Here is a 25575-nt window from a genome sequence, read left to right on the forward strand (position 1 = left end):
CTGATAAGCGTTGAGGGTAATTTAAAACTTAATTAATCGTCAGGGTTATCCATTACAGCATGGCGTTCATGGTGATAACCTTCTTCATCATAGCCATGGCGCCAGTATGGAATTGCATAGATATCATCACGGCCAAACCCTTTTTCACGACGAATAAAACGGCGTAAATCACGAATTATTTGGTCTTCACCCGCGATCCAAAATGCACAATCTGTGGCAGGAATATCCCACGATTTAAATGTGCTAATTAATTCAGCAGTTTTGCTGATATCTCCACAAATCCAAATGATTTCAACTTGAGCAGGTTTTTTAAGTGGGCGTACATCCGCTGGGTTATCCATGCGTAGTACCACCTTTCCTTGGGCATCTGCTGGCATTTTTTCTAATAATGCGGCAATGGCAGGCAGTGAACTGGAGTCCCCCGCCATAAAATAGTGTTTTCGACTTGGTAGTAGTGGGTCTGGACCACCAGGATTGGTGATCCCCATCCAATGACCAGGTTTGGCATCGCGGGCAAATAAATAGGCAGGCCCTGTCGCACCGTCATGCATGGCAAATTCAATATCGATTTCACTGACATCTGGGCGAATCGCTCTAACGGTATAGGTGCGCACAAATGGGCGAGGTTTATCTTCAGGCCAGCTGCGGCCTTCTTTACTAAGGATAGGCAGAGCGGGTTGGCTGGTTAAGTCAGGGGCTAAAAAGATTTTTAAGTGCCCACCTTCGCTATTGGTTGGGTAGTTTGCAAGCTTTTCACCCGTAAAAGTGATGCTGCGAATGGAGGGGCTGACATCAGTAATGGATTTAACTTGAATAAGCTGCGGTGGCGCCGGGCGATAGATATTTTTTTCAACGGATTGTTCAGTAGCCACGGACATTCTCCTTCATTAATGATAATTTTATTATTTGGTAACTATTATCATTATCATATCACGTATATTAATTATATAACTATCTATATTCACCCCATTTGTTTCACATAAAACAATAAAAAGTGCCTTAGGTATTAACATAAGGCACTCAGACTGCTGACAAACCGATTAGGTTTGGCTGCAGGTTGGATAGGTTTTGAAAATAGACGAGGAAAATCAATTTATTGATTTTCGGCTGATAACACAAAGCAGGAAAAACCACGCTTTTATCCTGCGTTGTCAACAACCTCAGTGCCTTAGGTATTAACATAAGGCACTTAAGTTATCTACTTCACTTTCATCCCAGCGGCGGTCATCATCAATTTAAACACGGAAGAGAAAGCAAACAGTGCTAATACACTTCCTAGCCAAATTAGTGCCATCCAACCGAGTTTTTTCCACCAAGGGGAGGTTACGGCGGTATCAATGGTAGCCTTGGTCTGGGGTAATTTTTCCTCTGAAGACATAGTAACTCCAATAGGTATAAACCAAAATAACAGGAATAATGAATAACGCGCCCACTAACATAAAGCCTAAACTTTCAGAGGGGCCCGCGGCGTCACGGAAGCTAATTGCTGGTGGGATTAATGTTGGCCAGATACTGATCCCCAGACCTGTAAAGCCGAGGAATATCAACATCAAGGCAGATAAGAATGGAACGCTATCATGCTGCTGGCGCTTTGCACTTTTTAAGATTAGCCATGTACAACCCAGAACCAGTAATGGAACAGGCAAGAAGAAGAACAGATTGGGCAGTGTGAACCAGCGATCAAAAATGGCTTGATTGAGCATCGGTGTCCACAAGCTGATAACCGCTATCACTGCAACCATTAATAAGGTCAATGGGCGCAGAATACGGTACATGGTACGGCGTAGATGCCCTTCGGTTTTCATGATTAGCCAGCCACAAGCTAGTAAAGCATAAGCAACAACTAAGCCAAAACCACAAAACAGTGGGAAGGGGGCAAACCAATCAAAGTAGCCGCCCATAAAGGTACGGTTTTCCACGTGGAAGCCTTGGATAAAAGCACCCACGACGACGCCTTGAACAAATGTCGCGAAAATAGAGCCCCAAATGAACGCGTGATCCCAATGGCGACGGTGAGATTCATCCGCTCTAAAGCGAAATTCAAATGCCACACCACGGAAAATTAAGGCTAACAGCATAAAAGTTAGCGGTATGGATAACGCATCTAACACAATGGCGTAGGCAAGCGGGAATGCACCAAATAAAGCAGCACCGCCGAGCACAAGCCACGTCTCGTTACCATCCCAAACGGGGGCAACGCTGTTCATCATTAAGTCACGGTCTTGGCTATCTTTTAGGGCGGGATAGAGAATACCGATACCCAAATCGAAGCCATCCATCACGATATACATCAACATACTAAATACGATGATGACAAACCAAATGAGAGGTAAATCAATGCCCATGAGCTGCGTCCTCCGCGATACCTTTACGAATTAATTTCATCATGTACATGTAGCCGATACCGAATACGCCACCGTAAACCACAAAGAAGGCGATTAAACTGATGCTCATGTGCATTTCACCGTGGGCACTGACGGCATCTGAGGTGCGCTGCAAACCGTACACCACCCAAGGTTGGCGACCAATTTCCGTCGTAAACCAGCCCGCTAAGATAGCAATCAAGCCAGAGGGTGCCATGACGAACATAAATCGCAGGAATGTTTTGGACTCATACAGGTTTTTACGGTAACGAAGCCATAAGCCCCAAACCCCTGCGGCTATCATTAATAAGCCTAAACCGACCATTACACGGAACGACCAAAACACCATGAATACATTTGGTCGGTCTTCTGGTGCGTATTCTTTTAATGCAGGCACTTGTTTATCAATGCTGTGAGTTAAAATCAGGCTCGCAAGGTACGGAATTTCGATGGCATATTCGGTTTTTTCTTTCTCTTGGTTTGGAATACCAAACAAAATAAGCGGTGTGGCTTCACCAGGTTTATTTTCCCAGTGGCCTTCCATTGCAGCAACTTTAACAGGTTGATGTTTCAGCGTATTTAAGCCGTGCGCATCACCAATTAACGCTTGGACAGGTGCTAAAACTAAAATCAACCACAACGACATGGAGAACATCTTCTTCATTGCGCTGGATTTATTGCCTTTGAGTAAATGCCATGCCGCAGATGCACCAATAAAGAATGCCGCAGCAAGGAATGCAGCCGTCGTCATGTGCAATAAACGATATGGGAAAGAAGGGTTGAAGATCACCGCTAACCAATCAACGGGGACGATACGGCCATCGATGATTTCGAAACCTTGTGGTGTTTGCATAAAACTGTTAGATGCCAAAATCCAGAATGTGGAAATAATGGTACCTAGCGCGACCATGCAGGTAGCAAAAAAGTGCAGTTTTTCACCGACACGGTTCATGCCAAACAACATGACACCGAGGAAACCTGCTTCAAGGAAGAAGGCGGTTAACACTTCATATGTGAGTAACGGGCCTGTGATCCCGCCTGCAAAGTCTGAAAAGAAACTCCAGTTAGTACCGAATTGGTATGCCATCACCAATCCTGATACCACGCCCATTCCGAAGTTAACCGCAAAAACTTTTGTCCAAAAATGGAACAGTTTTATATAGTCTTCGTCACGTGTTTTTAGCCATAAGCCTTGTAGCACCGCAAGAAAGCTTGCGAGCCCAATAGTAATGGCTGGAAAAATAATATGGAACGAGACCGTAAACGCAAATTGTATACGGGCAAGCTCCAGCGCAGTTAGTCCAAACATATTGACCCCTGAGTGGATATGTTAATGGCACGCTGCATTTAAAGCCTTGGTGATCACAATCGAGGCGCTTGTCCCTAGCAAAATAAATTGCTCACACCGGAATGCTAAGTATCGCAATCCGACTAAAAATGTTTTGTGCTTATAGTTAAAAAAGTCAGGTGAATGTGTGGATAAGTAGAACATGAGACGATAAACTATAATAGTAACAATTATCGGGATATTAACTATAACAGTTGAGGCGGCTATGACGAGATATGAACAGTTAGCAGCGCAAATTCGTCAACAAATTGAAGACAATATTTGGCAAGTTGGTGACAGATTACCTTCACTGAGGGAAAGTGTTAAGCAATCAGGTCTCAGTTTAATGACCGTGGTGCAAGCATATCAATTACTTGAAAGCCAAGGTTGGGTCGCCGCACGTCCACAATCGGGATACTATGTGGCCAACCGAAATAACGCCTTTGCAGCGGCAAAAGGGGGAAAAGGACTCCACTTAAATGAGAATGTAGAAATTAACGCCTCAATATTTGGGGTATTACAAGCTTGTAAGGATCCCGATATTATCCCATTTGGCTCTGCTTTTCCAGAACCTGCGTTATTGGATGACCCTAAACTTGCTAAATCATTGGCATCCGTCGCGAGGCGTTTATCCAAATTTAATACACCCGCTAACTTACCGCCAGGAAATGAGCAATTACGTCGTAATATTGCCCAGCGTTATGCGACACAAGGTATCCATGTCGCTCCAGATGAAATTGTGATTACTGCAGGTGCGATGGAATCGCTGGTGTTAAGTTTGCAGTCAGTGACCCAACCTGGAGATTGGGTCGTTATTGAATCTCCCGCATTTTATGGGTCATTGCAGGCGATTGAACGGTTAAAACTCAAAGCGATCGCGATTAAAACTGACCCTTTATTTGGTATCGATCTTGATGCATTAGAGGACATTGCCGACAAATACCCGATTAAAGCTTGTTGGTTGATGACGCATTATCAAAACCCATTGGGTGGCACAATGCCGCAAGCCAATAAAAAGCGGTTGGTGGATATTTTAAATAAACACCAAATTGCATTAATTGAAGATGATGTTTATGGTGAATTGTATTTTGGCAACAAACAACCCATTCCTGCCAAAGCGTTAGATACTAAAGGGCACTTTTTCCACTGTTCATCATTTTCCAAATGTTTGGCTCCTGGGTATCGTGTGGGGTGGGTGGCTGCGGGGCATCATGCAACCAAAATCCAGCATTTGCAGATGATGAGTACGGTGTCAGCAAGTGTTCCCACACAGCTCGCTATTGCTGAGTATCTCTCTTTAGGGGGGTACGACAGTCACTTACGTAAATTGCGAGTCACCATGGAACAACGACAGCATCAGATGCTAGGGGCAATAGCGAAGTATATGCCGTCCTCGGTAAAAGTGAATATGCCTAAAGGTGGTTACTTTTTATGGTTAGAATTTGAGCCGCCGTTTAATGCAATTCGCTTATATCAATTAGCATTAAAAGAAGGTATCAGCATTGCACCAGGCAGTATGTTTTCGACCAGTGATCAGTTTAACCATGCATTTCGCTTAAATGCCTCTTTTACATGGACTGAGCGTATTGAAGAGGCGATGAAAACATTAGGTCGATTATGTCACCAATTAATTAAAGAGAAGCGCGATTAGTCACATTATCGTTGTAAATTCATTGCCTTGAAAGATTAACTTTGCGACTCTAAGTACACATCTAAAACAGTGAATGACAACGTTTTGGGAGGTAATGTGAAAATTAAATGTTTTGATATCACTGATTTGCCACATCTCAAATGGAATGATGGAGGAGGGGCCAGCCAAGAAGTTTTTTGCTGGCCCGTGGCTTCAGATTATTCATTACGTGCAAGCATCGCGACGATTAATCAAGATAGCTACCTTAAACGCTACGCCGAAGGTGAAAGGTTAGTTATTTTGCTCAATAACCAAGAAATAACATTAAACGATAATAAAAATTTTACGCAGCGGTTGAGCCAGGTTGGTGAGCATGCTCAATTTTCAGCTCAGCAATATGCGGCGATCAATGTGAGCCAGCCGAATACACAGCTATTGAATTTTATTTTCCGCGCGGATCGCTGGGTGGTAAAAAGCGCTTTAGTGACTGAGACGTGTAAACTGCCGAACAATCAAGCTGGTCTAGTTTTTGTACGACGTGGCGAATGGGCTGTGTCTGGCGGGAGCTGTAACCGAATGGTGGTTGGTCAAGGCGGTTGGTGGTTGCCAGATATCGGCGAGGGTGAAGTGACCCCCCTTAATGCCAATAGCCAGCTGATTTATATTGAACTATTACCACGTTAACTTGCCGCTAATCCTATAGCTGCAAAGGTTAACAAGCCACCTGCAACGCCTTCTGTAATGCGGCGTTTATTGTCGTTATAACCTTGTTTTTTATGCATGGAAGCAAACAACATCCCAATAACGCCATAAATCACCACACAAGACACAATAAAAGTGGCAGAAAGGATTAGCGATTGAATCGCAACACTTTCGCTCAACTGAATAAAATTAGGTAAGATTGCAAAATACACCAGTAAGCCTTTAGGGTTTAAAAAACTGGTTAAAAATGCCTTACCAATCACCGCTTTATTCGATACTTTTTGTATTTTGACTTCATTGGCTTTCATTGCAGACATGATCATCCGAGCAGCGAGGTATGCTACATAGGCAACACCAACCCATTTTATTGTATGAAACACCATTGGTGAGGTTGCAACAATTGCAGCAAGGCCAAGTGCCGCCAGTATCGCATGGGTTATATAACCTAAAATAATCCCTAAATTAGCCTTCCAAGCGGCACTTGGCCCACCTGACAGCCCCTGTGCTGAAATAAATAAAATATCAGGGCCTGGTGTGCAAATCAGTGGGATCACTGTAGCACTGAATAATGCTAATGTGTGTAACTCCATAGAATGACCTCTTTGATTTTATTGTTGATGAGGCAACTGGCCAGCTGCGTAAAAATTATAACGACAATGCAGTAGTATAGGGTTGTTTTATTGCTTGAAAATAACAATAAATTAGCATTGAATATCAATAAATATTAATAAGTGAGCTTTAGGTTTCAATAAAAATGAATATGATAAAACTCGATGCCATTGATAGACGTATTTTACAGGTGCTACAGCGTGATGGAAAAATACAGAATGTTGAGCTGGCTAAAGAGGTTGGGCTTTCCCCGTCTCCTTGTTTGCGTCGTGTAAAATTGCTCGAAGAGGCGGGAGTGATAAAACGTTATGTGGCGGTACTTGATGGCGCCAAAATAGGCGCGGGGTTGTCGTTATTTGCGCGCATTTGGTTTAAAACACAGGATGCTAAGACCATTAATCAGTTTGTTGAGGATATTAAACAGATGCCTGAAGTGGTGGAATGCCATCTGATGGCGGGTGAGTGTGATGCATTAATCCGCATTGTCACTCAAGACCTTGCTTCATATCGCCGTTTTCATGCGGATCATTTAACACAAATAAACAGTATCCAAAGTATTAAGACCGAAGTCCCCATGGAAACGGTTAAGGTCACATATGCGTTGCCACTTTAGCTATTACGGTTGGATAAATTTGGCGGGAACATGTTCAGTTAACCAAACGTGGTTATCTGATAAGTAAAATAGATAACCTGATTCCACCATTTTTTGGGCTTCAATTACCAAAACGATGGGCTTGCCGTGCCGTGCGCCTACATTGGTTGCCGTCTCTGTGTTGTCCGACAAATGCACATGATGACGATTACCCGCTAATAACCCTTGTTGTCTAATTGAATCGACAAAACGTATTGCGGTTCCATGATAAAGAAACTCTGGGGGTGTTTGCGAAAGGTGATTGAGATTAACTTGTTGAGTTGAATGGCCTTGTGCGGCGCGGATCATGGTATGTTCAGTATTGAAGGTGAACCTTTTTTTATTATTATTCTCAACTATATACTCTAATATTTCACGGGTGAGCTTTTTCCCGTGGCGGTTGGCTTGTAATAATAAATCATCAACACTAACCCAACCATCTTGATCGAGAGTGAGTGCAATGGCTTCAGGTTTGTGGCGTAAAACGTAGCTTAAAAATTTACTAAATTGAATTGTTTTGTCTTGCATATACTGCCTGTTAATAATATTTATTTCCTTTAAGTTTAATTTAATTAATGACTAAGCGTGATTAATCGATGAAATCATAACGAAACCATACAATAAAAACGATGTAAATAATCCTAAAGTATTTTTTATGTTGAAAAATAATTCATGGTGAAAATTATTTTTTCTAATCAATTAAAGACCTGTATCTGATTATTGAGATAACGGTGGCTCAAATTAATTAAAAATATTTTCGATTAAATTTAAGCGTAGGATTAAAAATGAAATAGGTGGCATTAATGAGAGTGATTATCTATTAGTTTGAAATTTAATGTTACATTTTGAAAAGGAATCATTCATTTTAAATATTAGACTAAATATTATTTTTCTTGATGTTTTTAACACTATTTTTATTTGATGTGTAAATTGTTATATAACCATTCGTAATGGGATTATGTGATGGTTTGTTGTAATGCTTTGAGTATATAAGATTTTTTTAATTGATAACTGAGGGGAAGTACACTGAAATAGAAATTTTTGTTGATCCTGCGCAATTTCATTTTGCTTTAATTATTTATACTGGGTTTATTAATATAGCAAATGATAGATAATTTTAATTTGTAGTTAAAATAAAACTAATCTCACCAAAGATTCAGTGCATACATCTGTTGTTCAGCTATCAATATCAGTCAAATAATTAGGCGATCACTGCCTACTATATTTTATCACAACATAGCTAATAAAACGGTATTCCTTATTAAAGGTAATTTAATGATCTATCCGATAACAGATAGCACTCTGTCCACACTCAAAAATGATAAATTTTCACGCTATGCTATGCGCTATTTAGTGATTGAGAAAAAGACGCAATCTGCTATTTCAGCGTATGGTTTAGATTTTGAAATTCCTTTTTCACAGCAAACTGAAATTCAACAACTGAAAAATGAGCTGAAAACATTAGGGGCAATCTTTGCGAATAATGGCAAAAGTATTCATTGCGGGTGGCTTTCTAGCGCTTGTGTACAGTGCCGAACGGGGGAAGGGAGCCACACGACATTTTTGTCGTTAAAATGTCACCGTGATTGCTATTTCTGCTTTAATCCTAATCAAGAAAATTATGAAGGTTTTCAACGAGAGATGCGCGATGCAATAGGCGAGGTAGACGCTATTGCAGAGCAAAACTATCCATTATCCCACATCGCACTAACGGGCGGGGAACCGCTGTTATTTCGTGAAGAAAGCATTCAATTCTTTCAACGTGTACAGCAAAAGTTACCGCAAGTTCATACCCGTTTATATACCGCAGGTGACCCGCTAGACCGCACTACGGCCCTTTCATTAGCGAAGGCAGGCCTGCAAGAGGTACGTTTTAGCATCAAAATTGATGATTCAAAAGAACGCATTGAAAAAGTTTTACGCCGTATCGCCTTAGCCCGCGAAATTTTCCCTTCAGTGATGGTGGAAATGCCCGTGATCCCCAATACTGAAGAGCAAATGTATCAGCTGCTGATGCAGTTAGATGATATTGGAATTGATGGTATCAATTTATTAGAGTTCTGCTTTCCCCTGACTAATAGCCATGAATACAAATCCCGCAATTTTAACCTAAAAAACCCACCCTATGAGGTGTATTACAACTATTGGTATGCAGGAGGGCTTGCGGTTGCTGATAGCGAGCTAGCTTGCTTACGTGTACTAAAATTTGCGCTAGAAAAGCGTTTATCTCTCGGCGTGCATTATTGCTCTTTAGAGAATAAACATACGGGGCAGGTGTACCAAAATAACGCATTTTTTCAGCATGATGAGCAGGTGATGGGCCCGTATTATTTTTTCTCTACAAAGGATTATTTTTTCAAAAGTGCCAAGGTGTTTGGCGATGACTGCGAGAAAGCGGCTCATTATTTAAAACAAGCCAATGTGCCTTTTCAACATGAATTGCTTCACGGTTTTTTGCAATTCAACCCTGAATCGATTCTGTATCTACAGACGCTAGCAAATCTCCCTATCGCACTCACTTCTCATATTGTTGAGCCAGATGAAAATGGCGATCCATTGATTAAAGAAGTGCGTATTGAATTAACCACACCCACTGAATTTTTATTGACCGACATACAGGGAGGTTCCTGTGAAAAATGAAAACCCCATTTTAGATTTTTTGTATGGGAGGCAGTTTGCTTATGACGTATTGCGTCGCTTACTCATGGAAGAGCCAACGCCTGAATTACTGCAATATTTGTGTGAAGGGGGATTGGCGCTATTCCCTTGTGAAAACCATTTGCCAGTGATGGCTGATGCGGTTAGTGCAATGGAAATAGACTTACAAGCACGCAGCTTACAAGCGGGTACAGATGGCTTTGAGGATTTACATTGGGACTTCACACGCTTATTTATTGGGCCAGATGCGCCTGCAGCAGCACCATGGGAGTCCACTTATGTCTCACGAGACAAACTGTTATTCCAAGAAAGCACCCTTGCAGTGAAATCCTTCTATCAAAAATATGGATTTGAATTAGGACAGAAAGAATTCGAAGCTGAGGATCATATTGGCTATGAGCTGGATTTTATGTGGAACCTCAGCCAGAAAATTGTTGAGCTTACCGATTTAGAACCTGAGCTCACTGACGAATCAAAAGCGTTATTGCAGGTATCGTCTTTATTCTTAAATGACCACCTATTGGCGTTTATTACTCCATTTTGCCGTGACCTGCATAACCATGCGAACACCCCATTTTACCGCCAATTGAGTGCACTGTTAGAACCCTTTTTGCGAAGTGATCAAAATAAAATCAATGAATTAGTCAATTTATAATAATAAAACGAAAGGAAGAGGTAAGAGCAATGTCAGAAAGACAGAAAATAGCCTTAAGTCGTCGTTCATTTTTAGCATGGACTTCGGCAGCATCGGTAATGGCCACATTACCGCTGAGTAAACGGCTTTACGCATCCACACCAGAGGAAGAAAAAGCGATTGTACAAGCGACGGATACTATCACCAAAGGGAAATGGAAGCCCGTTGCGTGCTGGCATAACTGTGGCGGGCGTTGTGTGAATAAAGCGCTGGTGGTAGATGGTGTGGTCGTGAGGCAAAAAACGGATGATGTGGTTGCTGACTCCCCCGATTTTCCACAGCAACGAGGCTGTTTGCGTGGGCGTTCTCAGCGTAAGCAGGTTTTTGGTGCTGATCGCTTAAAATACCCAATGAAACGTAAAGGCTGGGCACCAGGTGGCGGTGATAAAAGCTTGCGTGGACGTGACCAATGGGTGCGTATCAGTTGGGATGAAGCCCTTGATATTGTCGCCTCAGAATCGAAACGTATTAAAGAAAAATATGGCAAGGAATCGATTTGGATCACGGGTGGAAACGGTGTTGATATCCAAAATGTGTACGCCAAAGCAGGTGGTTTTGTTGGGGATTGGGGAACTACCTCATGGGGCGCTTGGTTTGAAACGCCTGCTCACCTCGGTTTATTGGAAGGCTTTTATACTTTTGGTACCAATGACCGCTTTGATATGCGCAACTCGCAGCTCATTGTTATGTGGGGGGCGAATCCTGCATGGAGTAGCCCTGGAAGCCCAACCTATAACTATTATCAAGCTAAAAAAGCAGGTGCACGTTTTATCAGCATCGACCCAAGCTATACCACGACGGCTGAACTAATGGATGCGGATTAGTATCCCATCAACCCTGGCACCGACCATGCACTTGCATTGGGTATCATGTATGCACTGTTAGAAATGGATAGTCCAGAAAACCCATTAATTGATTGGGAATTTTTACGCCGTTGTACTGTGGGCTTTGATGAAAAAAACATGCCCGCAGGTGCAGATCCAAAAGGTAATTTTAAAGATTATTTATTAGGCACTTATTCAGGTGAACCAAAAACCCCTGAGTGGGCAGCGAATATTTGTGGGTTATCAGTGACAGATATTCGAACATTAGCCCGTGAAATCGGGGGGACAAACCGCGTTGCTTTACTGACGGGCTGGGCACCTGCACGTATCCATAATGGAGAGGGCTGGGTTCAAGCATTCTCAACATTGGGCTTTATGACGGGACATATGGGGCGCCCAGGGCGTATGACGGGGGTGAGTTGTCATTTTGCTGCGGGAAATAACGGCACACGCTTAGTGATGGCAGGCGCAAGTGGTTTACCATCCATCCCCAACCCTGTGAGTTTGAAAATCAACCATAATGAACTCAATCGTGCATTGCTGGAGAAAAAATTCCGCCAGCGCGGAGTGGGAGATGTGGATGCGAATATTCAAATGATCATTCACCCATTCAATGCGACATTGCAGACGCGTGCAAATATTACTCAAAGTATTGAAGCCTATCGAAAAGATGTCGAACTCGTGGTAACAGCAGCTTATGTGCCACATACCTGCGCGAAATACTCTGATATCGTCTTGCCTGTTACCACAGAATGGGAGCGCGAAGGGACGATTTTAAACCCAAGTAACCGTGAAGTTATTATTGCCGCCGTGAATGTGACCCCGCCACTTTATGAGGCAAAAAGTGATCAATGGATTGCCAAAGAACTGGGCAAACGCCTTGGGATCAATGTGGATGAAGTCTTCCCTGTTTCAGAAAAACAACAGTTTTTCAATAAACTTAATGGGGCAACCATTATCGGGGAAGATGGTCAGACTAAAGAGCCTCTGCTCACGATTACCCAAGCAGATATCGATGAATGGCAAGTCACAGGGAAACCACAGCAAGGTCGTTTAACGTTAAATGAGTTCCTAACTGTTGGTAAATATCAAGTGCAGCGCACGCAAGAAGATAATTACGGTTACATTGCTTACGAAGATTTTATTCGTGACCCGCAAGCGAATCCTCGCCCAACACCGAGTGGTAAGTTTGAAATTTATTGCCAAACATTGGTGGAAAAAGCCGATGAATGTGGTTGGACGAAATTACCGCCAATTCCTGAATATATTCCTTCAGCTAGCGGTTATGAGGCGAGTTTTAAAGACTTTGCCAAAAAAGAGAAGGGGGATTATCCATTCCAAATTTATAACCCACACTATTTACGTCGTTCACACAGTACGTTAGATAATGTGCCGTGGCTACGTGAGCAGTGGCCAAGTCCGATCTATATCAATGCCTCTGATGCTAAACGTTTAGGAATTAAGCATGGCGAAACGGTATTGGTTAGCAGCCCTCACGGAAAAATTGTCCGCCCAGCGCTAGTCACGCAAACCATGAAACCAGGGGTAGTTGCATTACCTCATGGTAGCTGGACGGATGTGGATGAAAAAACAGGGATAGATATGGCTGGTGCAGATAATACGCTGACGATCCAAGTCCCAACAGGGTTAGGAACATCAGGGTGGAATACCATGTTATGTAACATCGAAAAATGGGATGGTGACCAGTTAGTCCCTGATGTTGCAATTCCACAGCGTATTATTTTTTAAGGGGCAATGAATAATGGATAAACAAGTCGGATTTTATATCAATGTTGCCACCTGTATTGGTTGTAAAACCTGTGTTGTGGCATGTAAAGATAAAAATGACCTTGAGGTTGGGCGTAATTTTCGCCGTGTGTACGATATCGAAGTGGGTGAATATCCCCGCCCACATCGTTGGCATTTATCTATTGCGTGTAATCATTGTGATGACCCGCAATGTGTTAGCCACTGTCCAACAACGGCTATGCACAAACGTGAAGAAGATGGCGTTGTTTTGGTTGACCACGATAAATGTGTCGGTTGCCGTTATTGTACATGGGCTTGCCCGTATGAAGCCCCACAATTTGATGCCAGCATCGGCATGATGACCAAGTGTGATACCTGTATTGATTTACGCGAGCAGGGGGGGAACCCAATGTGTGTCGATTCTTGCCCAATGCGTGCAATAGAGTTTGGCTTGATAAGCGAACTGCGCAAAAAATACGGGACCAATGCGGATATTGATGGCCTGCCAAGTTCAAGCATCACCAAACCCAACCTTGTTGTTGGCACGAAAGGATAAGGAGAATTATCATGCATGAATTTCCATTGGTGATTTTCACCTTATTTATGCAAGCATCAGTAGGCTGCTTGGTTGTTTCGTTGCTGTGCTATTGTCGTATCCTCGAAGGAAATGAAAAAAAGCAACTTATTAAAAAGCCCGTAGTTGCGAGTTTTGTTTTAGGGTGCGTAGGGTTATTGGGCTCATTGTTTCATATGGGTAATCCATTACACATGTTTTACACCATGGTCCATATTTCTAGTTCTTGGATGAGCCGTGAAGTATGGGCAACCGCGATTTACATGGCATTGTTATTTTTGAGCACAGCCTTGTTATTACTCAAAAATAAAGCGAATAGTGCATTATTAGTTCTCAGCGCTATCGCGGGCTTGGTGTATATGTATGCCATGTCGGCGCTGTACGCAAACACGCTCTTTAACTTGTGGGGTGGTTTATTTACTTACGCCAGTTTCTTTGGGGCAGTGTTATTGGTTGGCGGTGTGATTGCGGCTTCATTGCTAGTGGGTGGCCTGCGTTCTTTGGGTAAAGAGGATCAACTTAAGCGAGTGGTAAAAGCTTCATTAGGTGTGGGTGTAGTGGGGATATTATTGATGTTACTCGGTGCATTGTCATTACTGAGCAATATCGGTGAGCCAATTTATATGGGCATGACCCCGCGTGAATTGCCTGAAGGATTACTTAGCCTGAGTATTGCCCGTGTGGCGTTAATCGCAGTAGGCGTTCTGTTTGTTGGTCGTTTGTTGTGCCAAAAATCAAGCCAATCAACGAATGCAACATTAGTCATGTCATTTGCTGTGCTATGTATTTTTGCTAGTGAAGCTGTGGGGCGCGTCGTATTTTTCTCTCTCGGAGGTTAATTTTAACTCTTGAGTTATTTGAAATCCGAAGGTAACCCCTTCGGATGGAGGTTGTTGACAAAGCAGGATAAAAGCGTGGTTTTTCCTGCTTTGTGTTATCAGCCGAAAATCAATAAATTGATTTTCCTAATTTATTTTCAAAACCTATCCAACCTGCAGCCAAACCTAATTGGTTTGTCAGCAGTCTGAAATCCGAAGGTAACCCCTTCGGATTTTTATTTGTCTTTTTTTTAGCCTAAAAAAAATAATAACTAATAATTTAATTAGTTAGATGTTTTTGTTATAAAAAAAGAGTAAATATGGTTGATTATTACTAATGATTATAATTATCATTATTGATCTTAATCTTCTTTCTTAACTCGCCTTTTATGAACTTGAAAACTCGCAAACTACTTTTGCCATTGGCAATTTCTGCTTCATTGATTTCTCACTATGCTTTTGCGGCTGATAACGCTAAAAATGACCAAATTACCGTCACGGGTAACTGGCTCGAAAATACCGAAGACAGCGAAGTGGTATTTAACCATCCCGGTGCACGAACCGTTAAAACACAGCAACAAATTAAAGAAACGGGCAGTGAAACCATAGCGGATGCACTAAAAGGTATCCCTGGTGTTCAAGTGCGTGAAAGTAATGGAACTGGGGGAAGTGATGTTTCCTTAAACGTGGGGGTGCGCGGTTTAACCTCACGTTTATCGCCACGTTCAACGATTTTGCTTGATGGGATGCCGTTGGCGGCAGCACCTTATGGTCAGCCACAACTTTCCATGTCACCACTCTCGTTAGGCAGTATTGAATCCATCGATGTTATCCGTGGTGGGGCATCTGTACGTTATGGGCCACAAAACGTAGGTGGAGTGATTAACTTTGTGACCAAGCCAATTCCAAAGGAGTTTGGTGGCGGGGTAGCGGTACAAACCCAAGGGGCGAAAACAGGTGGGTTAAAGACCTTAGTGGATGCCTCATTAGGTGGCTCTAAAGCTGATGATTCAGCGGGTGCCATGATCCTATATTCGGGTTTACACGGGCAGGGTTATCGCAAAAGTAATGATAATACGGATATTGATGATTTTATGTTGAAAACCCGTTATGCCATCACGGATAACGACGAGCTATTAGCGAATTTTCACTATTATCACGCGATGTCTGGAATGCCAGGCGGGTTAACCCAAGCTCAATATAATGCAGACCCATTCCAATCAACGCGGCCTTATGACCGTTTTGAAGGGAATCGCCAAGATATGTCATTGAAATATAAACATGAAGAAGATGACAAGCAATTCGAATTAATGACGTGGTTTAGCAAAAGCTACCGTGGTAGCTATATTGAAAGTGACAATAAAGACAAAGCCAACGAGAGACGTTTGGTTTCTTACCCGCGTCACTATACCGCGTATGCCATTGAGCCAAGTTATTCACAATTGTTTCGTTTCAATAATATGTCCCATGAAGTGACTGTGGGCTACCGTTATTTAAATGAAACCGCTGATGAAAAAGCCTATCGCTCAAATTGGTACCAAGCTGGCACACAAAACACACGCCCAAGTACCAATGACTACTACCAACACACCTCGGGCGGAACGGAAGCGCATGCGATTTACCTTGATGACACCATTGATGTCGGCAACTGGACTATCATTCCGGGTATTCGCTACGAAAACATCAATATTCACTTAAACGACAGTTTTAAAAATCAAAATCGCAGTAAGCGTTACAGCGAGCCACTTCCTGCATTGGCGGTGATTTACCATATTGATGATGAGTGGAAATTATTTGCTAATGCCAGCACTTCATTTGGGAGTTTGCAGTACTTCCAATTGAATACAAAAGGGGTTGGCAATTCACCAGCTAACGGGTTAAGTGCAGAAAAAGCCCATAACTATGAAGTGGGCACGAAATACGACAATACAGCGCTCTCTTTAGAAGCGACTTTATTCTATATCGATTTCGACGACCAGCTTCTTTATGTCGAAAATACAACTGGTTGGACTAATTTAGGCGCGACGACGCACCAAGGTGTTGAGCTAGCGGCAAGGTACAATTTAGCGGATCTCACCGATGTTCTTGATGGTGTGAGCGTGTATAGCACTTATACCTATACTAAAGCAGTCAGTAAGAAAGGGGATTTTGCCCATAAAGACTTACCGTTCTATTCACGTCAAGTGATCACCGCAGGTAGCCGTTATGAAACAGGCAATTGGGTGTGGAACCTAAATACCTATGCGCAATCAACTCAGGAATCACCAGGGACAACAAGTCATTATGTGACCGAACCAAGTGCAGATGGCCGATATGGCACAATACCTGGCTATATGGTGTGGGATGCGCGTGGGGAATACCACTTTGGTAAAAGTTTGTCTGATTTAACATTATCGGCTGGTATTAAAAACTTATTTGATCAAACCTATTTTACGCGCTCGACAGATAACAACTATGGGATCTACGTTGGGCAGCCAAGAACATACTATGTTCAAGCATCAGTGAAATTTTAGTTAAGATAAGGCAGGATAATGATAGGTCGATTTATCAATAAGTATTGCTTATTTGGGTTCTTGAGTCTGTTCAGTGCGGCGACGAGTTTCGCTGCACCGATGACAGTGACCGATATCGCGGGGCGCGAAGTTACCGTTAATGCACCTGTTTCACGGGTGATGCTGGCGGATAGCCGTGTGCTGGTGGCATTGAATATCTTGCACCCACAAAGCCCATTAAAAGGCATTATTGCGTGGGATGATGCGCTTATCAAAAAAGCGCCCGACTTAAGCGCAGCGTACAGTAAAAAGTTTCCTGAACTAAGCAAAATTCCTATTTTCCCAAATCCTTACACAACCGACTTTAGTGTTGAAAAGGCCTTGGTCGCTCAACCTGATTTACTGATTTTTGATATCGGTTTGAAAAGCAAGTTGACGGAAAGTGGCACGCTATCTTTACTGGAAAAAAGCGGTTTACCCGTCATTTTCATCGATTTTCGGCAATACCCGCTGAAAAATACCATGCCGAGTATGGCATTATTAGGCCAAGTGTTCGGTGAACCACAACAAGCGGAGGCATTTAACCAGTTTTATCAACAAAGGTTGGATTTGATCCGCAGTAAAGTGGCAACACTTGATAAAAGCCAGCGCCCAAGTGTGTTTATTGAAAGGGCTGCAGGGATTTCAGGTGAAGATTACTGTTGCAAAACCTTTGGCAATGGCAATTTTGGTGAGTTTGTTGAAACGGCAGGGGGAAATAATCTCGGTTCACAGTGGTTCAGTATTGGAATGGGCGGTGAAATTAACGAAGAGCAGTTAATTCACAGTAATCCTGACTATTATTTAATGACCGCCGCGGATTGGGATAGCACACGTAAAGGTAGCGCTTCAGTGCCTTTAGGGTATACAGGCGATAAAGCCAAATCGCAGGCTAGGCTAATCAAGCTGATGGAACGCCCTAAACTGCGCTCATTAGCGGCATATCAAAACAAGCAGGTTTTAGCGTTATACCAGCAATATTATGACACTCCGTTTAATATTATTGCGGTGGAGGCGATAGCGAAGTTTCTTCACCCCAATTTATTTGCCGAACTTGACCCACAAGCGGATAGCGATTATCTGCACAAAACCTTCACGGCATTAGAGGGCGATGGTGTGTTCTGGGTTAAAGCACAGTAAAAACATGGCTTCTTCATTGGCCTGCTTGATTACTAAAGCAGGCCAATATCTTAATCGTACCTATCGGAAGTGATTACGTTTTCTTAACGATGGGTAATACGACCTTCGATGGGTATCTCTTTGAAATATGAATACTGTTATGTGCCACTTTCCATGTTCTATCCCCTGCGATAGTTTCACCTGTATTGGTGTTGAAATCGTATTTGGGGAAATTACTACTGGAAATATCTAACCGAATACGGTGCCCTTTCACAAAACGGTTAGCGCAAGCAAACGGTTTGATTTTAATTTCAACCACTTCATTAGGGTTTAACAAGGTTTTTTGCTCATAGCCCTGATGAAAACGGCAGCGGAAAATACCATCGGTAATATTCATGGCATAACCTTGCGGGTAATCTTCATTGGGTGGATAAACGTCAATTAATTTAGCTGTAAAATCCGTATCTAAGGCATCACTGCTGATCCATAAAGACACTTCAATATCACCAGCCAAACAAATATCGTCTTGTAAAATGTCGGTTTCAAAAACTAAAACATCAGGGCGAGCGGAAAGCGGCAGGTTATTTTGTTGGCTGCCAAAAAAATCAGGCAGTTCACGTTGATCGAATGCTCCTCCCCAAAAGATAGGTTGGCCTGATGTTAAAGCGCCGCCGATGGTTGGAACAGGGTACTTAGGATCATAGCAATAGGATATTGTTGTTTGCTTGGGGCACTCTTCACGCTGAAGAGATTGATTTCCCCAAAGGAAAAAAGGTGTTTTTTCAACATTGGGTAATGGCCATTGTTGGTGGTGAAGCCACTCACCACCATGTTCTAAACGCCCCTCAGAATTACGTTTACCACTACCGCCACCCATCATAAAAAAAGTAATGTCTTGCTGAGGCTTTGGTGGGTTAAGACCTTTTAAATGCGTGTTGAACCAAACTAAGCGGCAGGCTAACCAATCTTCACTGACATTGTGATCAAAAGCGGCAACTTCACCAAATTCAGCATTACCACTATGGGTAATATTTCGGTCCCCATGTAGCCAAGGGCCCATGATTAATTTTTGTGGTGATTGCTTTGTTGTGGTGAATGCGCGGTAGTTATCTAATGTCGAGCTAACATAAGCATCATACCAACTGGACATAAATAACACGGGGATATCGGGGATTTGGTCGTAGTAGCCCTCAGCGTAGATGCCTATTTTTTTCCAATAATCGGTAAAACACTCTTCTTCCCATTGCTCGAACAAATAAGATTCATATTCAGGCACATGTTTTAGTAATGTGTGCCCTTGGTGCCATGGCATAGCCGCAAACCAATCATGAATATTTTCTTGTGCTAAAGCCGTTGAAACCGTGGAGGATTGTTGAGCGAGTGGGCTTAGTTTTGCTTGTTTATACGCCCAAGTGGCTTGTTTGAGCTCAAAGGCTCCCCCTTGACGAATACCGCATTGAAATGCATTGGCAAAGCCCCCTGAATCGAGCACCATGGTAGATAAGCCTGGTGGATTCAAACAGGCCATGGCTAATTGTGTATGGGCTGCATAAGAAAGCCCCATAGAGCCGATTTTTCCGTTACACCAAGGCTGTGCCATAATCCATTGTAGTGTATCGAAACCATCTTCTGCCTCATTAATATATTTGGTGAATTTACCTTCGGACTCATAACGGCCACGACAGTCTTGATAAATAACAATAAAACCTGCATGGGTGAAACAACGCGCCATCTCCTGACGCGTTATCTGGTGCCCAGTGACCGTTTTTTCAGAACGAGAAGGGGCTTTTTTGTCATAAGGTGTGCGCTCGATAATTACGGGGTAAGGGAAATCATCAGCGTCTTGCGGGAAATAGACATCCGTTGATAGGGTTACACCATCACGCATAACGATGCGGAAATTCTTCATATCCATATAGTTAATATCCTATGCTGACTGCGATGGTTAGTAAGCCAATACCGACAGCCATAAAAATTAAAAAAAGTGGGAAAATATATTTTGCCCATGTGGTCCAACTGACACCTGCGGTCGCTAAAAAGATCAGTAATCCGCTGGACGTTGGCGTGATCATATTGGTCAGCCCATTCCCCATTAAAAAAGCAAAAACAGTCGTTTGCGGGGAAACACCTGAAATTTCACCTACGGGGCCTAATATTGGCATAGTGACAGCGGCTTGCCCTGAGGTGGATGGGATAGCGACATCTAATAATAATTGAGAAATAAACATACTGTATGAGGAAACATAAGCCCCATGGTTACCCACTAAGCCAACCAGTTGGTGAATTATCGTATCCAGAATTTTGCCTTGGGAAAGAATAATTTCAACCGCCGTTGCGAGCCCAATAAGCACGCCAGCAATCAGTACTTTTTTCATCCCGCTAACGAAAGCATCCGCTGCTGCGCTAGCCGTTAGGCCACTGCAAAAAGTTAAAACGACGCTTAGAAACAAATAATAAGCGGATAAATCATTATTCTTCCAGTGCCAGCGATTAGATGCATAGACTAAAAAAGCCACGCCAATGGCTAAAATAATTAACATTAACTTATGGCGGCCTGTCAGCGCGCTTGACTGGCTATTTTCTTCAACAACATAGCGAGTTAATGTCGTTTTACGGATACTGTAAAAGACAAACAAAATCCCTAAACTGATAAAAATAAAGTAGGCGGCAACACGCATGCTTAAACCGCTGAATACAGGTAGTCCCACCAGTGGCTGAGCAATCGATAATGCATAAGGGTTAGTAATTGACGCGAGGTAACCAACTTTAACGGCGATAGCAACAATTGCGAGGCCGATAAGCTCATTAAGCCCAACACGTTTCATCAGGGCAATGACCATCGGGATCACCAAAAGGTACTCTTTGGCTAATCCCATAAAGGTACTTCCCATCGAGAAAACAATCATTAAAAAAGGAATTAATAAGTAAATATTCCCCCGAGTGACATGCAATAGCCTTCCAAGCCCTGACTCGATAGCCCCCGTTTTATTCAGGATCCCAAACATTCCACCAATAAATAGCACCATATAAATAAGAGGGGATTGCTTAATAATTCCTTCTGGGATGGCTTTAAATAGTTGAATTAAACTGACGGGAGCCGCTTCATTTTCAGCGGGTTTTTCGGTTCCTAAGACTTGCCCAAAGTTCACTTCTTTGGAAATTGTCTGATAAGAGTCAGGAATGACTTTTTTGCCATCGCGTTCATATTGCCCAGACTCAACAAAATAGGTCATTAAAAAGGCAATAATCACAATGGTTAACATGACTAAAACGGGGTTCATCTGCCAACCTGGCGATGCATTCTGCTTGAGGGTTTGTGTTGGTTGCATGGTGTAGTCTCTTTTATTGTATTAATTATTAGGGATATAACCGAGTTGCCTCGAGATACGTAGAGCAGACTGAAGAAGTTGCTCCGTCATTTCTTTTTCTTTGTCATCAGAAAAACGGCTAAGCGGGAGGCTGATACTGAGTGCTGCAATGCAATCCCCATTTTGCGTAAAAATTGGCGCAGCGATTGCACCAATTCCTGCTGTTAATTCCCCGCGCGTAATGGCGAAGCCTCGAGTATGTATATCTGCCAATGTTTGGATAAGAGAGGGGGTTTTCTCGGTAAAATGGGATTGCACATCTAAAGGTGAATAGGCAAGTAAGACTCTTCCTGATGCACCAGAGCCGAGGGCACGACGGTTGCCTGCTTCACTACGGACTTGAAGTGATTGTCCTGAAGGCTTATGTAAAACTTGAAGGACGTCATCGTTATCACGTATACGCAATTGAATGTTTTCATCGAAGCGTTGGCGCAGCCGTTCTGCTTCAATGTCAGCCACTTGGATGTAGTCAATTTGTTGACGTGCACAATTCCCTAAACTTAACAATTGATGGCCTAAATGATAAGTAACGGGGTTATCATTTTTTTGTACGAAATGGCGGTTTTCTAAAGTGCAGAGCAAGCGGTAAACCTTCGATTTATTCATTCCCGATAAACGGGAGAGTTCGCTTAGTCCAAGGTTATCCTTCTCACCTAATAACATTAGGAGCAAAAGGGCGTCATCAACAGCCGTCACAATATTGTCTTTCATGCCAACCTCGATCGGTTTGTACAGTAAACCACTGGTTTATTTAATAAAATTAGCATGGGGAATAACAAAAAATGATTCAAGAGAGTTGTTAATAAATTGTGAGGTGAGTTAGGGTTTTTAAAATAGAAGATACGAGAAAATTAGGAAGGATAGCTATTTATTTTTAAATAAAACAAATGGTTATTTTAATTTTAAACACTTAGGTGATTTAAGGGCGATTCGCTCAAATAAAATATGATTGATGCCAAAATAGCCCCGAAATATCAATTATCTGGTTTGCCTAGTAAAATTGATCATAACACCCACGATAATCAAAGCGACCCCGATTAATTGCAAATAGGCATTTTGGTTTTGTATTCCATTAACCGTATCTATCACTAAGCTTGATATCATTTGGCCACAAATAACGAATACAGACGTTAACATCACCCCTAACAATGGCAAAACATAGCTATTGATGACGACAAAAAATGCGCCAATTATTCCTCCAACAAAGGCAATTAACGGAATTTCAGTAAGGTTAAATTGATATTGGTTTAGGACTAATACAATGATAGTTAAGAATAAAAAACCAATTAAATGATTAATTAAGGCACTGTAAAATGCGTTGCGTTGCTGAGCGAGTTTTCCGTTGAGTGTTCGACTCATCACGATGCATACCCCATTGAATAATGCGATAAAAATATAGAGTGTCATTTTTATTATTTCCCGATAATTAACAAGCTACTGCCACTGATTAGTAAGACACACATCAGAATATCGTTATGGGTGATCCTGCGCTTTGTTACGCCAAACCAGCCAAAAGCATCGACTAACAAGCTGAATAATATTTGCCCAGTGATCATCAAGATAATACTGCCAGATAACGAAAGTGGGCTATTTACTGTGATTGCGGCGAGCAGTACCGTAAAACCCCCTGGGATCCCTCCGAGATACCAAAGTAATTTACCTCGAGTCGTGGAGGCTTTGTTTTTCTGTTTTTTTACGTAAAACAGATAAATAATCAATGAAAATATTGAGCCAATCGCATGGGTTAGCCAAGAAGCGGTTAGCGGTGTGGTAAAAAGCGATAAATAGCTGTTTGCCATAATCATTAATGATAATAAGACACCTGATGTCAGCGCCATTAATGATAAAATATACTTATTATTCATGATGATGAATCTTATAAAATCAATTTGTATTTCGAGGGTGATAAGGTATTCTGTTTTTAGTTTTGCATCAAGAAAACACACTGTTTGCTTTTGGTTGACAATAAGTGGATTGATCAATGGATAATATGAGCGCATTTCCTATTTTGATTGCGGTAGCGGATGCTTTAAGCCTGACAAAAGCAGCAAAGTCGTTGAATATGACCAAGTCAGGGATCAGCAAGGCTCTCAAAGAGGTTGAAGATACGTTAGGGGTTAAATTGTTTCATCGCACCACCCGAACCGTGAGTTTAACCGAGGCGGGGGAGGCTTATATAGGCTATATTCGCCAGTCATATCAGTTGGCAATGATGGCGAAAGATGTCGCATCCCAATTTAGTGACAAAATTGCAGGGACATTGCGAATTTCTGCACCGATGTCATTTGGCACATTGCACCTTGCTAAAATGCTTCCTACCTTTATGCAGCTATACCCTGAACTTAATGTTGAATTGTTTTTTGATGACAAAGTGACGGATTTGATTACTGATGGGTACGATATCGCTGTACGTATCGGTGAACTCCCTGACTCCTCCCTTGTAGCGCGTAAATTATTCCCTTGCACCAGTGGCTTATATGCCTCAAAAGGTTATTTAGCTCGGTTTGGCACACCAACTAAAGTGGCGGATTTACGTGAACACAATTGCTTGTCATATTCGTTTTATCAAGCAGGGCAAGAGTGGGTTTTTTATCAAAAAGGGAAAAAATTTAGCCATGTACCGAAAGGTTCATTGCGGGTTAATAATAGCCAAGCCTTAATTCAAGCCGTTAAAGCCGATATCGGCATCGCGTTATTACCGCATTTTATTACAGTGATAGAGGGGGATGATACGTTAATTCCATTACTAACGAATTATCAATTGCCTGATCATAATATTTACGTAGTCTATCCAGAAAAAGAATATTTACCCCGTAAAATAAAAGTGTTTATTGATTTTTTATATACACAGTTTGCAGTGGGCAGTGAATACCCGCAACGAATCAAAAGTAAGGCTGATAAAAGGTGAGTATTCATTGATTGTCTGCTCATGTCTTGTTATTAATGAACAAATTAAAACTGATTTTATTCGCGACAGGTAACGTAAATGAAACTTGCACTCATTGGTTCAGGCAAAATAATTATGATGGCGCTCGATGCATTAAAAACAATGCAAGAGATTGAATTAGTTGCATTGTGCGTTAGGCCCGAAAGTGAAGAAAAAGGTAAAGTGCTTTGTCAGCAATTTGGTATTGCGAAACTTTATACGGATTACCAAGTGTTATTGCAGGATGAGGAAGTTGACACAGTATATATTGGGCTGCCGAATCATTTGCATTACCAGTATACTGAGCAAGCACTGATGGCCAATAAACACGTGATTTGCGAAAAACCGTTTACGCCGCACTGGGAACAGCTGCAAGAATTAATTTTATTATCCCAGAAACGAAATCTTTTCTTATTCGAAGCGATCACTTCAATTCATACACCAGAATTTGCAATTATCAAACAAAATATGGGTAAAATTGGTGAAATAAAAGCCATTCAAGGTAACTATTCGCAATATTCAAGCCGTTATAATGATTACCTGCAAGGGCATGTTCATGGGGCATTTGACCCAAAACAAGCGGGTGGGGCGTTATATGACATTAACCTCTATAACATTTATTTATTGGTTGCATTAATGGGTAAACCTGATAACAGCCGGTATATATGTAACAGAGGGTTTAATGGCATTGATACGTCAGGGATATTCACGGCGCAGTATACGACTGCAACAGCGTCTTGCGTGGGGGCAAAAGACTCAGCCAGCCCTGGTTTTTTCATCATCCAAGGTACAAAAGGATACATCCAAGTGCAGGGCGCCCCAAGCCTTTGCCAAAAAGTAGAGGTGTGCATCGAGGGTGAAACCTCAACAGTGATCCGCGATGAGTCCATTAACCATATGATTTATGAATTTGCTTATTTTCGCGATCAGGTTGCGTCACAAAAACGCCAGCAAAGTGATGAATTACTGGCATTAGCATTAAGTGTGTCTAAAGTTCTCACCGAAGCACGGGAAAATGTGGGCTTGATATTTGAGTAATGGGCACAATAAAT

Annotated in this window: 23 protein-coding genes and 1 pseudogene; 13 read left to right on the forward strand and 11 right to left on the reverse strand. The window is 42.2% G+C overall.

The features are described from left to right. Positions 1-32: 32 nt before the first annotated feature. From PSF27_RS03415 to PSF27_RS03430, 4 genes are all read right to left on the reverse strand, one after another. Positions 33-872, reverse strand: coding sequence for a siderophore-interacting protein (locus PSF27_RS03415; RefSeq protein WP_272680861.1), 840 nt, complete (start codon positions 870-872; stop codon positions 33-35). 326 nt (positions 873-1198) lie between these two features. Beyond that, on the reverse strand, positions 1199-1378 hold the full coding sequence (locus PSF27_RS03420; protein ID WP_206084097.1) for a DUF2474 domain-containing protein: 180 nt from the start codon (positions 1376-1378) through the stop codon (positions 1199-1201). Further along, the gene (gene cydB / locus PSF27_RS03425) at positions 1335-2345 is read right to left on the reverse strand and encodes a cytochrome d ubiquinol oxidase subunit II (protein ID WP_206084098.1); all 1011 of its coding nucleotides are present in this window, start codon (positions 2343-2345) and stop codon (positions 1335-1337) included. The genes PSF27_RS03420 and cydB overlap by 44 nt, the downstream gene beginning before the upstream one ends. Continuing rightward, positions 2335-3672, reverse strand: coding sequence for a cytochrome ubiquinol oxidase subunit I (locus PSF27_RS03430; RefSeq protein ID WP_206084099.1), 1338 nt, complete (start codon positions 3670-3672; stop codon positions 2335-2337). The genes cydB and PSF27_RS03430 overlap by 11 nt, the downstream gene beginning before the upstream one ends. A gap of 244 nt (positions 3673-3916) precedes the next feature. Here PSF27_RS03430 and PSF27_RS03435 point away from each other — a divergent pair, with 244 nt between their 5' ends. Further along, positions 3917-5341: an aminotransferase-like domain-containing protein gene (locus PSF27_RS03435; protein WP_206084100.1), complete on the forward strand. Its 1425-nt coding sequence runs from the start codon at positions 3917-3919 to the stop codon at positions 5339-5341. A gap of 96 nt (positions 5342-5437) precedes the next feature. Continuing rightward, on the forward strand, positions 5438-6004 hold the full coding sequence (locus PSF27_RS03440; protein WP_272680862.1) for a HutD/Ves family protein: 567 nt from the start codon (positions 5438-5440) through the stop codon (positions 6002-6004). Here the strand turns inward: PSF27_RS03440 and PSF27_RS03445 are convergent. Beyond that, positions 6001-6612, reverse strand: coding sequence for a LysE family translocator (locus PSF27_RS03445; protein WP_272680863.1), 612 nt, complete (start codon positions 6610-6612; stop codon positions 6001-6003). The genes PSF27_RS03440 and PSF27_RS03445 overlap by 4 nt on opposite strands. A 164-nt stretch (positions 6613-6776) precedes the next feature. Here PSF27_RS03445 and PSF27_RS03450 point away from each other — a divergent pair, with 164 nt between their 5' ends. Then, positions 6777-7244 carry an Lrp/AsnC family transcriptional regulator gene (locus tag PSF27_RS03450; protein WP_225818287.1) on the forward strand — a complete coding sequence of 156 codons (468 nt, stop codon included), beginning with the start codon at positions 6777-6779 and terminating at the stop codon, positions 7242-7244. Between the two features lie 3 nt (positions 7245-7247). On the opposite strand, the gene PSF27_RS03455 is transcribed toward PSF27_RS03450, so the two are convergent. Further along, the gene (locus tag PSF27_RS03455) at positions 7248-7790 is read right to left on the reverse strand and encodes an RNA 2'-phosphotransferase (protein WP_272680864.1); all 543 of its coding nucleotides are present in this window, start codon (positions 7788-7790) and stop codon (positions 7248-7250) included. Positions 7791-8537: 747 nt separating this feature from the next. Between PSF27_RS03455 and PSF27_RS03460 the strand changes: the two genes are divergently transcribed. The 8 genes and pseudogenes from PSF27_RS03460 to PSF27_RS03495 all read left to right on the forward strand — a co-directional run bounded on the left by PSF27_RS03460 (position 8538) and on the right by PSF27_RS03495 (position 18250). Then, positions 8538-9902, forward strand: coding sequence for a radical SAM protein (locus tag PSF27_RS03460; protein ID WP_272680865.1), 1365 nt, complete (start codon positions 8538-8540; stop codon positions 9900-9902). After that, entirely contained in the window at positions 9892-10575 is a 684-nt protein-coding gene (locus PSF27_RS03465; protein ID WP_272680866.1) for a TorD/DmsD family molecular chaperone, read from the forward strand. Before PSF27_RS03460 ends, PSF27_RS03465 begins: the two co-directional genes overlap by 11 nt. 98 nt (positions 10576-10673) lie before the next feature. Next, positions 10674-12305 (forward strand): annotated as a pseudogene (locus PSF27_RS03470) (molybdopterin-dependent oxidoreductase); the annotation flags it as partial. Between the two features lie 345 nt (positions 12306-12650). After that, entirely contained in the window at positions 12651-13187 is a 537-nt protein-coding gene (locus tag PSF27_RS03475; protein ID WP_272681000.1) for a molybdopterin dinucleotide binding domain-containing protein, read from the forward strand. Positions 13188-13200: 13 nt separating this feature from the next. Further along, positions 13201-13743 carry a DMSO/selenate family reductase complex B subunit gene (locus tag PSF27_RS03480; protein ID WP_206084107.1) on the forward strand — a complete coding sequence of 181 codons (543 nt, stop codon included), beginning with the start codon at positions 13201-13203 and terminating at the stop codon, positions 13741-13743. Between the two features lie 11 nt (positions 13744-13754). Then, positions 13755-14600 carry a dimethyl sulfoxide reductase anchor subunit family protein gene (locus tag PSF27_RS03485; RefSeq protein ID WP_272680867.1) on the forward strand — a complete coding sequence of 282 codons (846 nt, stop codon included), beginning with the start codon at positions 13755-13757 and terminating at the stop codon, positions 14598-14600. Positions 14601-14968: 368 nt separating this feature from the next. Beyond that, positions 14969-17092: a TonB-dependent receptor family protein gene (locus tag PSF27_RS03490; RefSeq protein ID WP_272680868.1), complete on the forward strand. Its 2124-nt coding sequence runs from the start codon at positions 14969-14971 to the stop codon at positions 17090-17092. An 18-nt stretch (positions 17093-17110) separates the two neighbouring features. After that, a complete protein-coding gene (locus PSF27_RS03495; RefSeq protein WP_272680869.1) occupies positions 17111-18250 on the forward strand; it encodes an ABC transporter substrate-binding protein in 1140 nt (379 codons plus the stop codon). A gap of 73 nt (positions 18251-18323) precedes the next feature. Here the strand turns inward: PSF27_RS03495 and PSF27_RS03500 are convergent, their stop codons facing one another. The 5 genes from PSF27_RS03500 to PSF27_RS03520 form a co-directional block, all read right to left on the reverse strand. After that, a complete protein-coding gene (locus tag PSF27_RS03500) occupies positions 18324-20144 on the reverse strand; it encodes a CocE/NonD family hydrolase (RefSeq protein ID WP_272573277.1) in 1821 nt (606 codons plus the stop codon). A gap of 4 nt (positions 20145-20148) precedes the next feature. Further along, complete coding sequence (locus PSF27_RS03505) at positions 20149-21558, reverse strand: YfcC family protein (protein WP_241016834.1); 1410 nt, start codon at positions 21556-21558, stop codon at positions 20149-20151. A gap of 21 nt (positions 21559-21579) precedes the next feature. Continuing rightward, entirely contained in the window at positions 21580-22308 is a 729-nt protein-coding gene (locus PSF27_RS03510; RefSeq protein ID WP_272680870.1) for an IclR family transcriptional regulator, read from the reverse strand. Positions 22309-22575: 267 nt separating this feature from the next. After that, positions 22576-23004 carry a DMT family transporter gene (locus tag PSF27_RS03515; protein WP_272680871.1) on the reverse strand — a complete coding sequence of 143 codons (429 nt, stop codon included), beginning with the start codon at positions 23002-23004 and terminating at the stop codon, positions 22576-22578. A 5-nt stretch (positions 23005-23009) separates the two neighbouring features. Next, entirely contained in the window at positions 23010-23462 is a 453-nt protein-coding gene (locus tag PSF27_RS03520; protein WP_272573275.1) for a DMT family transporter, read from the reverse strand. Positions 23463-23578: 116 nt separating this feature from the next. Between PSF27_RS03520 and PSF27_RS03525 the strand changes: the two genes are divergently transcribed. Beyond that, positions 23579-24505: a LysR family transcriptional regulator gene (locus PSF27_RS03525; RefSeq protein ID WP_272680872.1), complete on the forward strand. Its 927-nt coding sequence runs from the start codon at positions 23579-23581 to the stop codon at positions 24503-24505. Positions 24506-24583: 78 nt separating this feature from the next. Then, positions 24584-25561 carry a Gfo/Idh/MocA family protein gene (locus tag PSF27_RS03530; RefSeq protein WP_272680873.1) on the forward strand — a complete coding sequence of 326 codons (978 nt, stop codon included), beginning with the start codon at positions 24584-24586 and terminating at the stop codon, positions 25559-25561. Positions 25562-25575 lie beyond the last annotated feature (14 nt).

Origin of the sequence: Providencia sp. PROV129, assembly GCF_028482245.1 — a bacterium.
GTDB lineage: Bacteria > Pseudomonadota > Gammaproteobacteria > Enterobacterales > Enterobacteriaceae > Providencia > Providencia vermicola.

Coding starts and splice junctions, on each gene's coding strand:
- PSF27_RS03420 (WP_206084097.1), bottom strand. CDS start 1,378: ATGTCTTCAGAGGAAAAATTACCCCAGACCAAGGCTACCATTGATACC.
- cydB (WP_206084098.1), bottom strand. CDS start 2,345: ATGGGCATTGATTTACCTCTCATTTGGTTTGTCATCATCGTATTTAGT.
- PSF27_RS03430 (WP_206084099.1), bottom strand. CDS start 3,672: ATGTTTGGACTAACTGCGCTGGAGCTTGCCCGTATACAATTTGCGTTT.
- PSF27_RS03435 (WP_206084100.1), top strand. CDS start 3,917: ATGACGAGATATGAACAGTTAGCAGCGCAAATTCGTCAACAAATTGAA.
- PSF27_RS03445 (WP_272680863.1), bottom strand. CDS start 6,612: ATGGAGTTACACACATTAGCATTATTCAGTGCTACAGTGATCCCACTG.
- PSF27_RS03450 (WP_225818287.1), top strand. CDS start 6,777: ATGAATATGATAAAACTCGATGCCATTGATAGACGTATTTTACAGGTG.
- PSF27_RS03455 (WP_272680864.1), bottom strand. CDS start 7,790: ATGCAAGACAAAACAATTCAATTTAGTAAATTTTTAAGCTACGTTTTA.
- PSF27_RS03460 (WP_272680865.1), top strand. CDS start 8,538: ATGATCTATCCGATAACAGATAGCACTCTGTCCACACTCAAAAATGAT.
- PSF27_RS03480 (WP_206084107.1), top strand. CDS start 13,201: ATGGATAAACAAGTCGGATTTTATATCAATGTTGCCACCTGTATTGGT.
- PSF27_RS03485 (WP_272680867.1), top strand. CDS start 13,755: ATGCATGAATTTCCATTGGTGATTTTCACCTTATTTATGCAAGCATCA.
- PSF27_RS03490 (WP_272680868.1), top strand. CDS start 14,969: ATGAACTTGAAAACTCGCAAACTACTTTTGCCATTGGCAATTTCTGCT.
- PSF27_RS03495 (WP_272680869.1), top strand. CDS start 17,111: ATGATAGGTCGATTTATCAATAAGTATTGCTTATTTGGGTTCTTGAGT.
- PSF27_RS03500 (WP_272573277.1), bottom strand. CDS start 20,144: ATGGATATGAAGAATTTCCGCATCGTTATGCGTGATGGTGTAACCCTA.
- PSF27_RS03505 (WP_241016834.1), bottom strand. CDS start 21,558: ATGCAACCAACACAAACCCTCAAGCAGAATGCATCGCCAGGTTGGCAG.
- PSF27_RS03510 (WP_272680870.1), bottom strand. CDS start 22,308: ATGAAAGACAATATTGTGACGGCTGTTGATGACGCCCTTTTGCTCCTA.
- PSF27_RS03515 (WP_272680871.1), bottom strand. CDS start 23,004: ATGACACTCTATATTTTTATCGCATTATTCAATGGGGTATGCATCGTG.
- PSF27_RS03520 (WP_272573275.1), bottom strand. CDS start 23,462: ATGAATAATAAGTATATTTTATCATTAATGGCGCTGACATCAGGTGTC.
- PSF27_RS03525 (WP_272680872.1), top strand. CDS start 23,579: ATGGATAATATGAGCGCATTTCCTATTTTGATTGCGGTAGCGGATGCT.
- PSF27_RS03530 (WP_272680873.1), top strand. CDS start 24,584: ATGAAACTTGCACTCATTGGTTCAGGCAAAATAATTATGATGGCGCTC.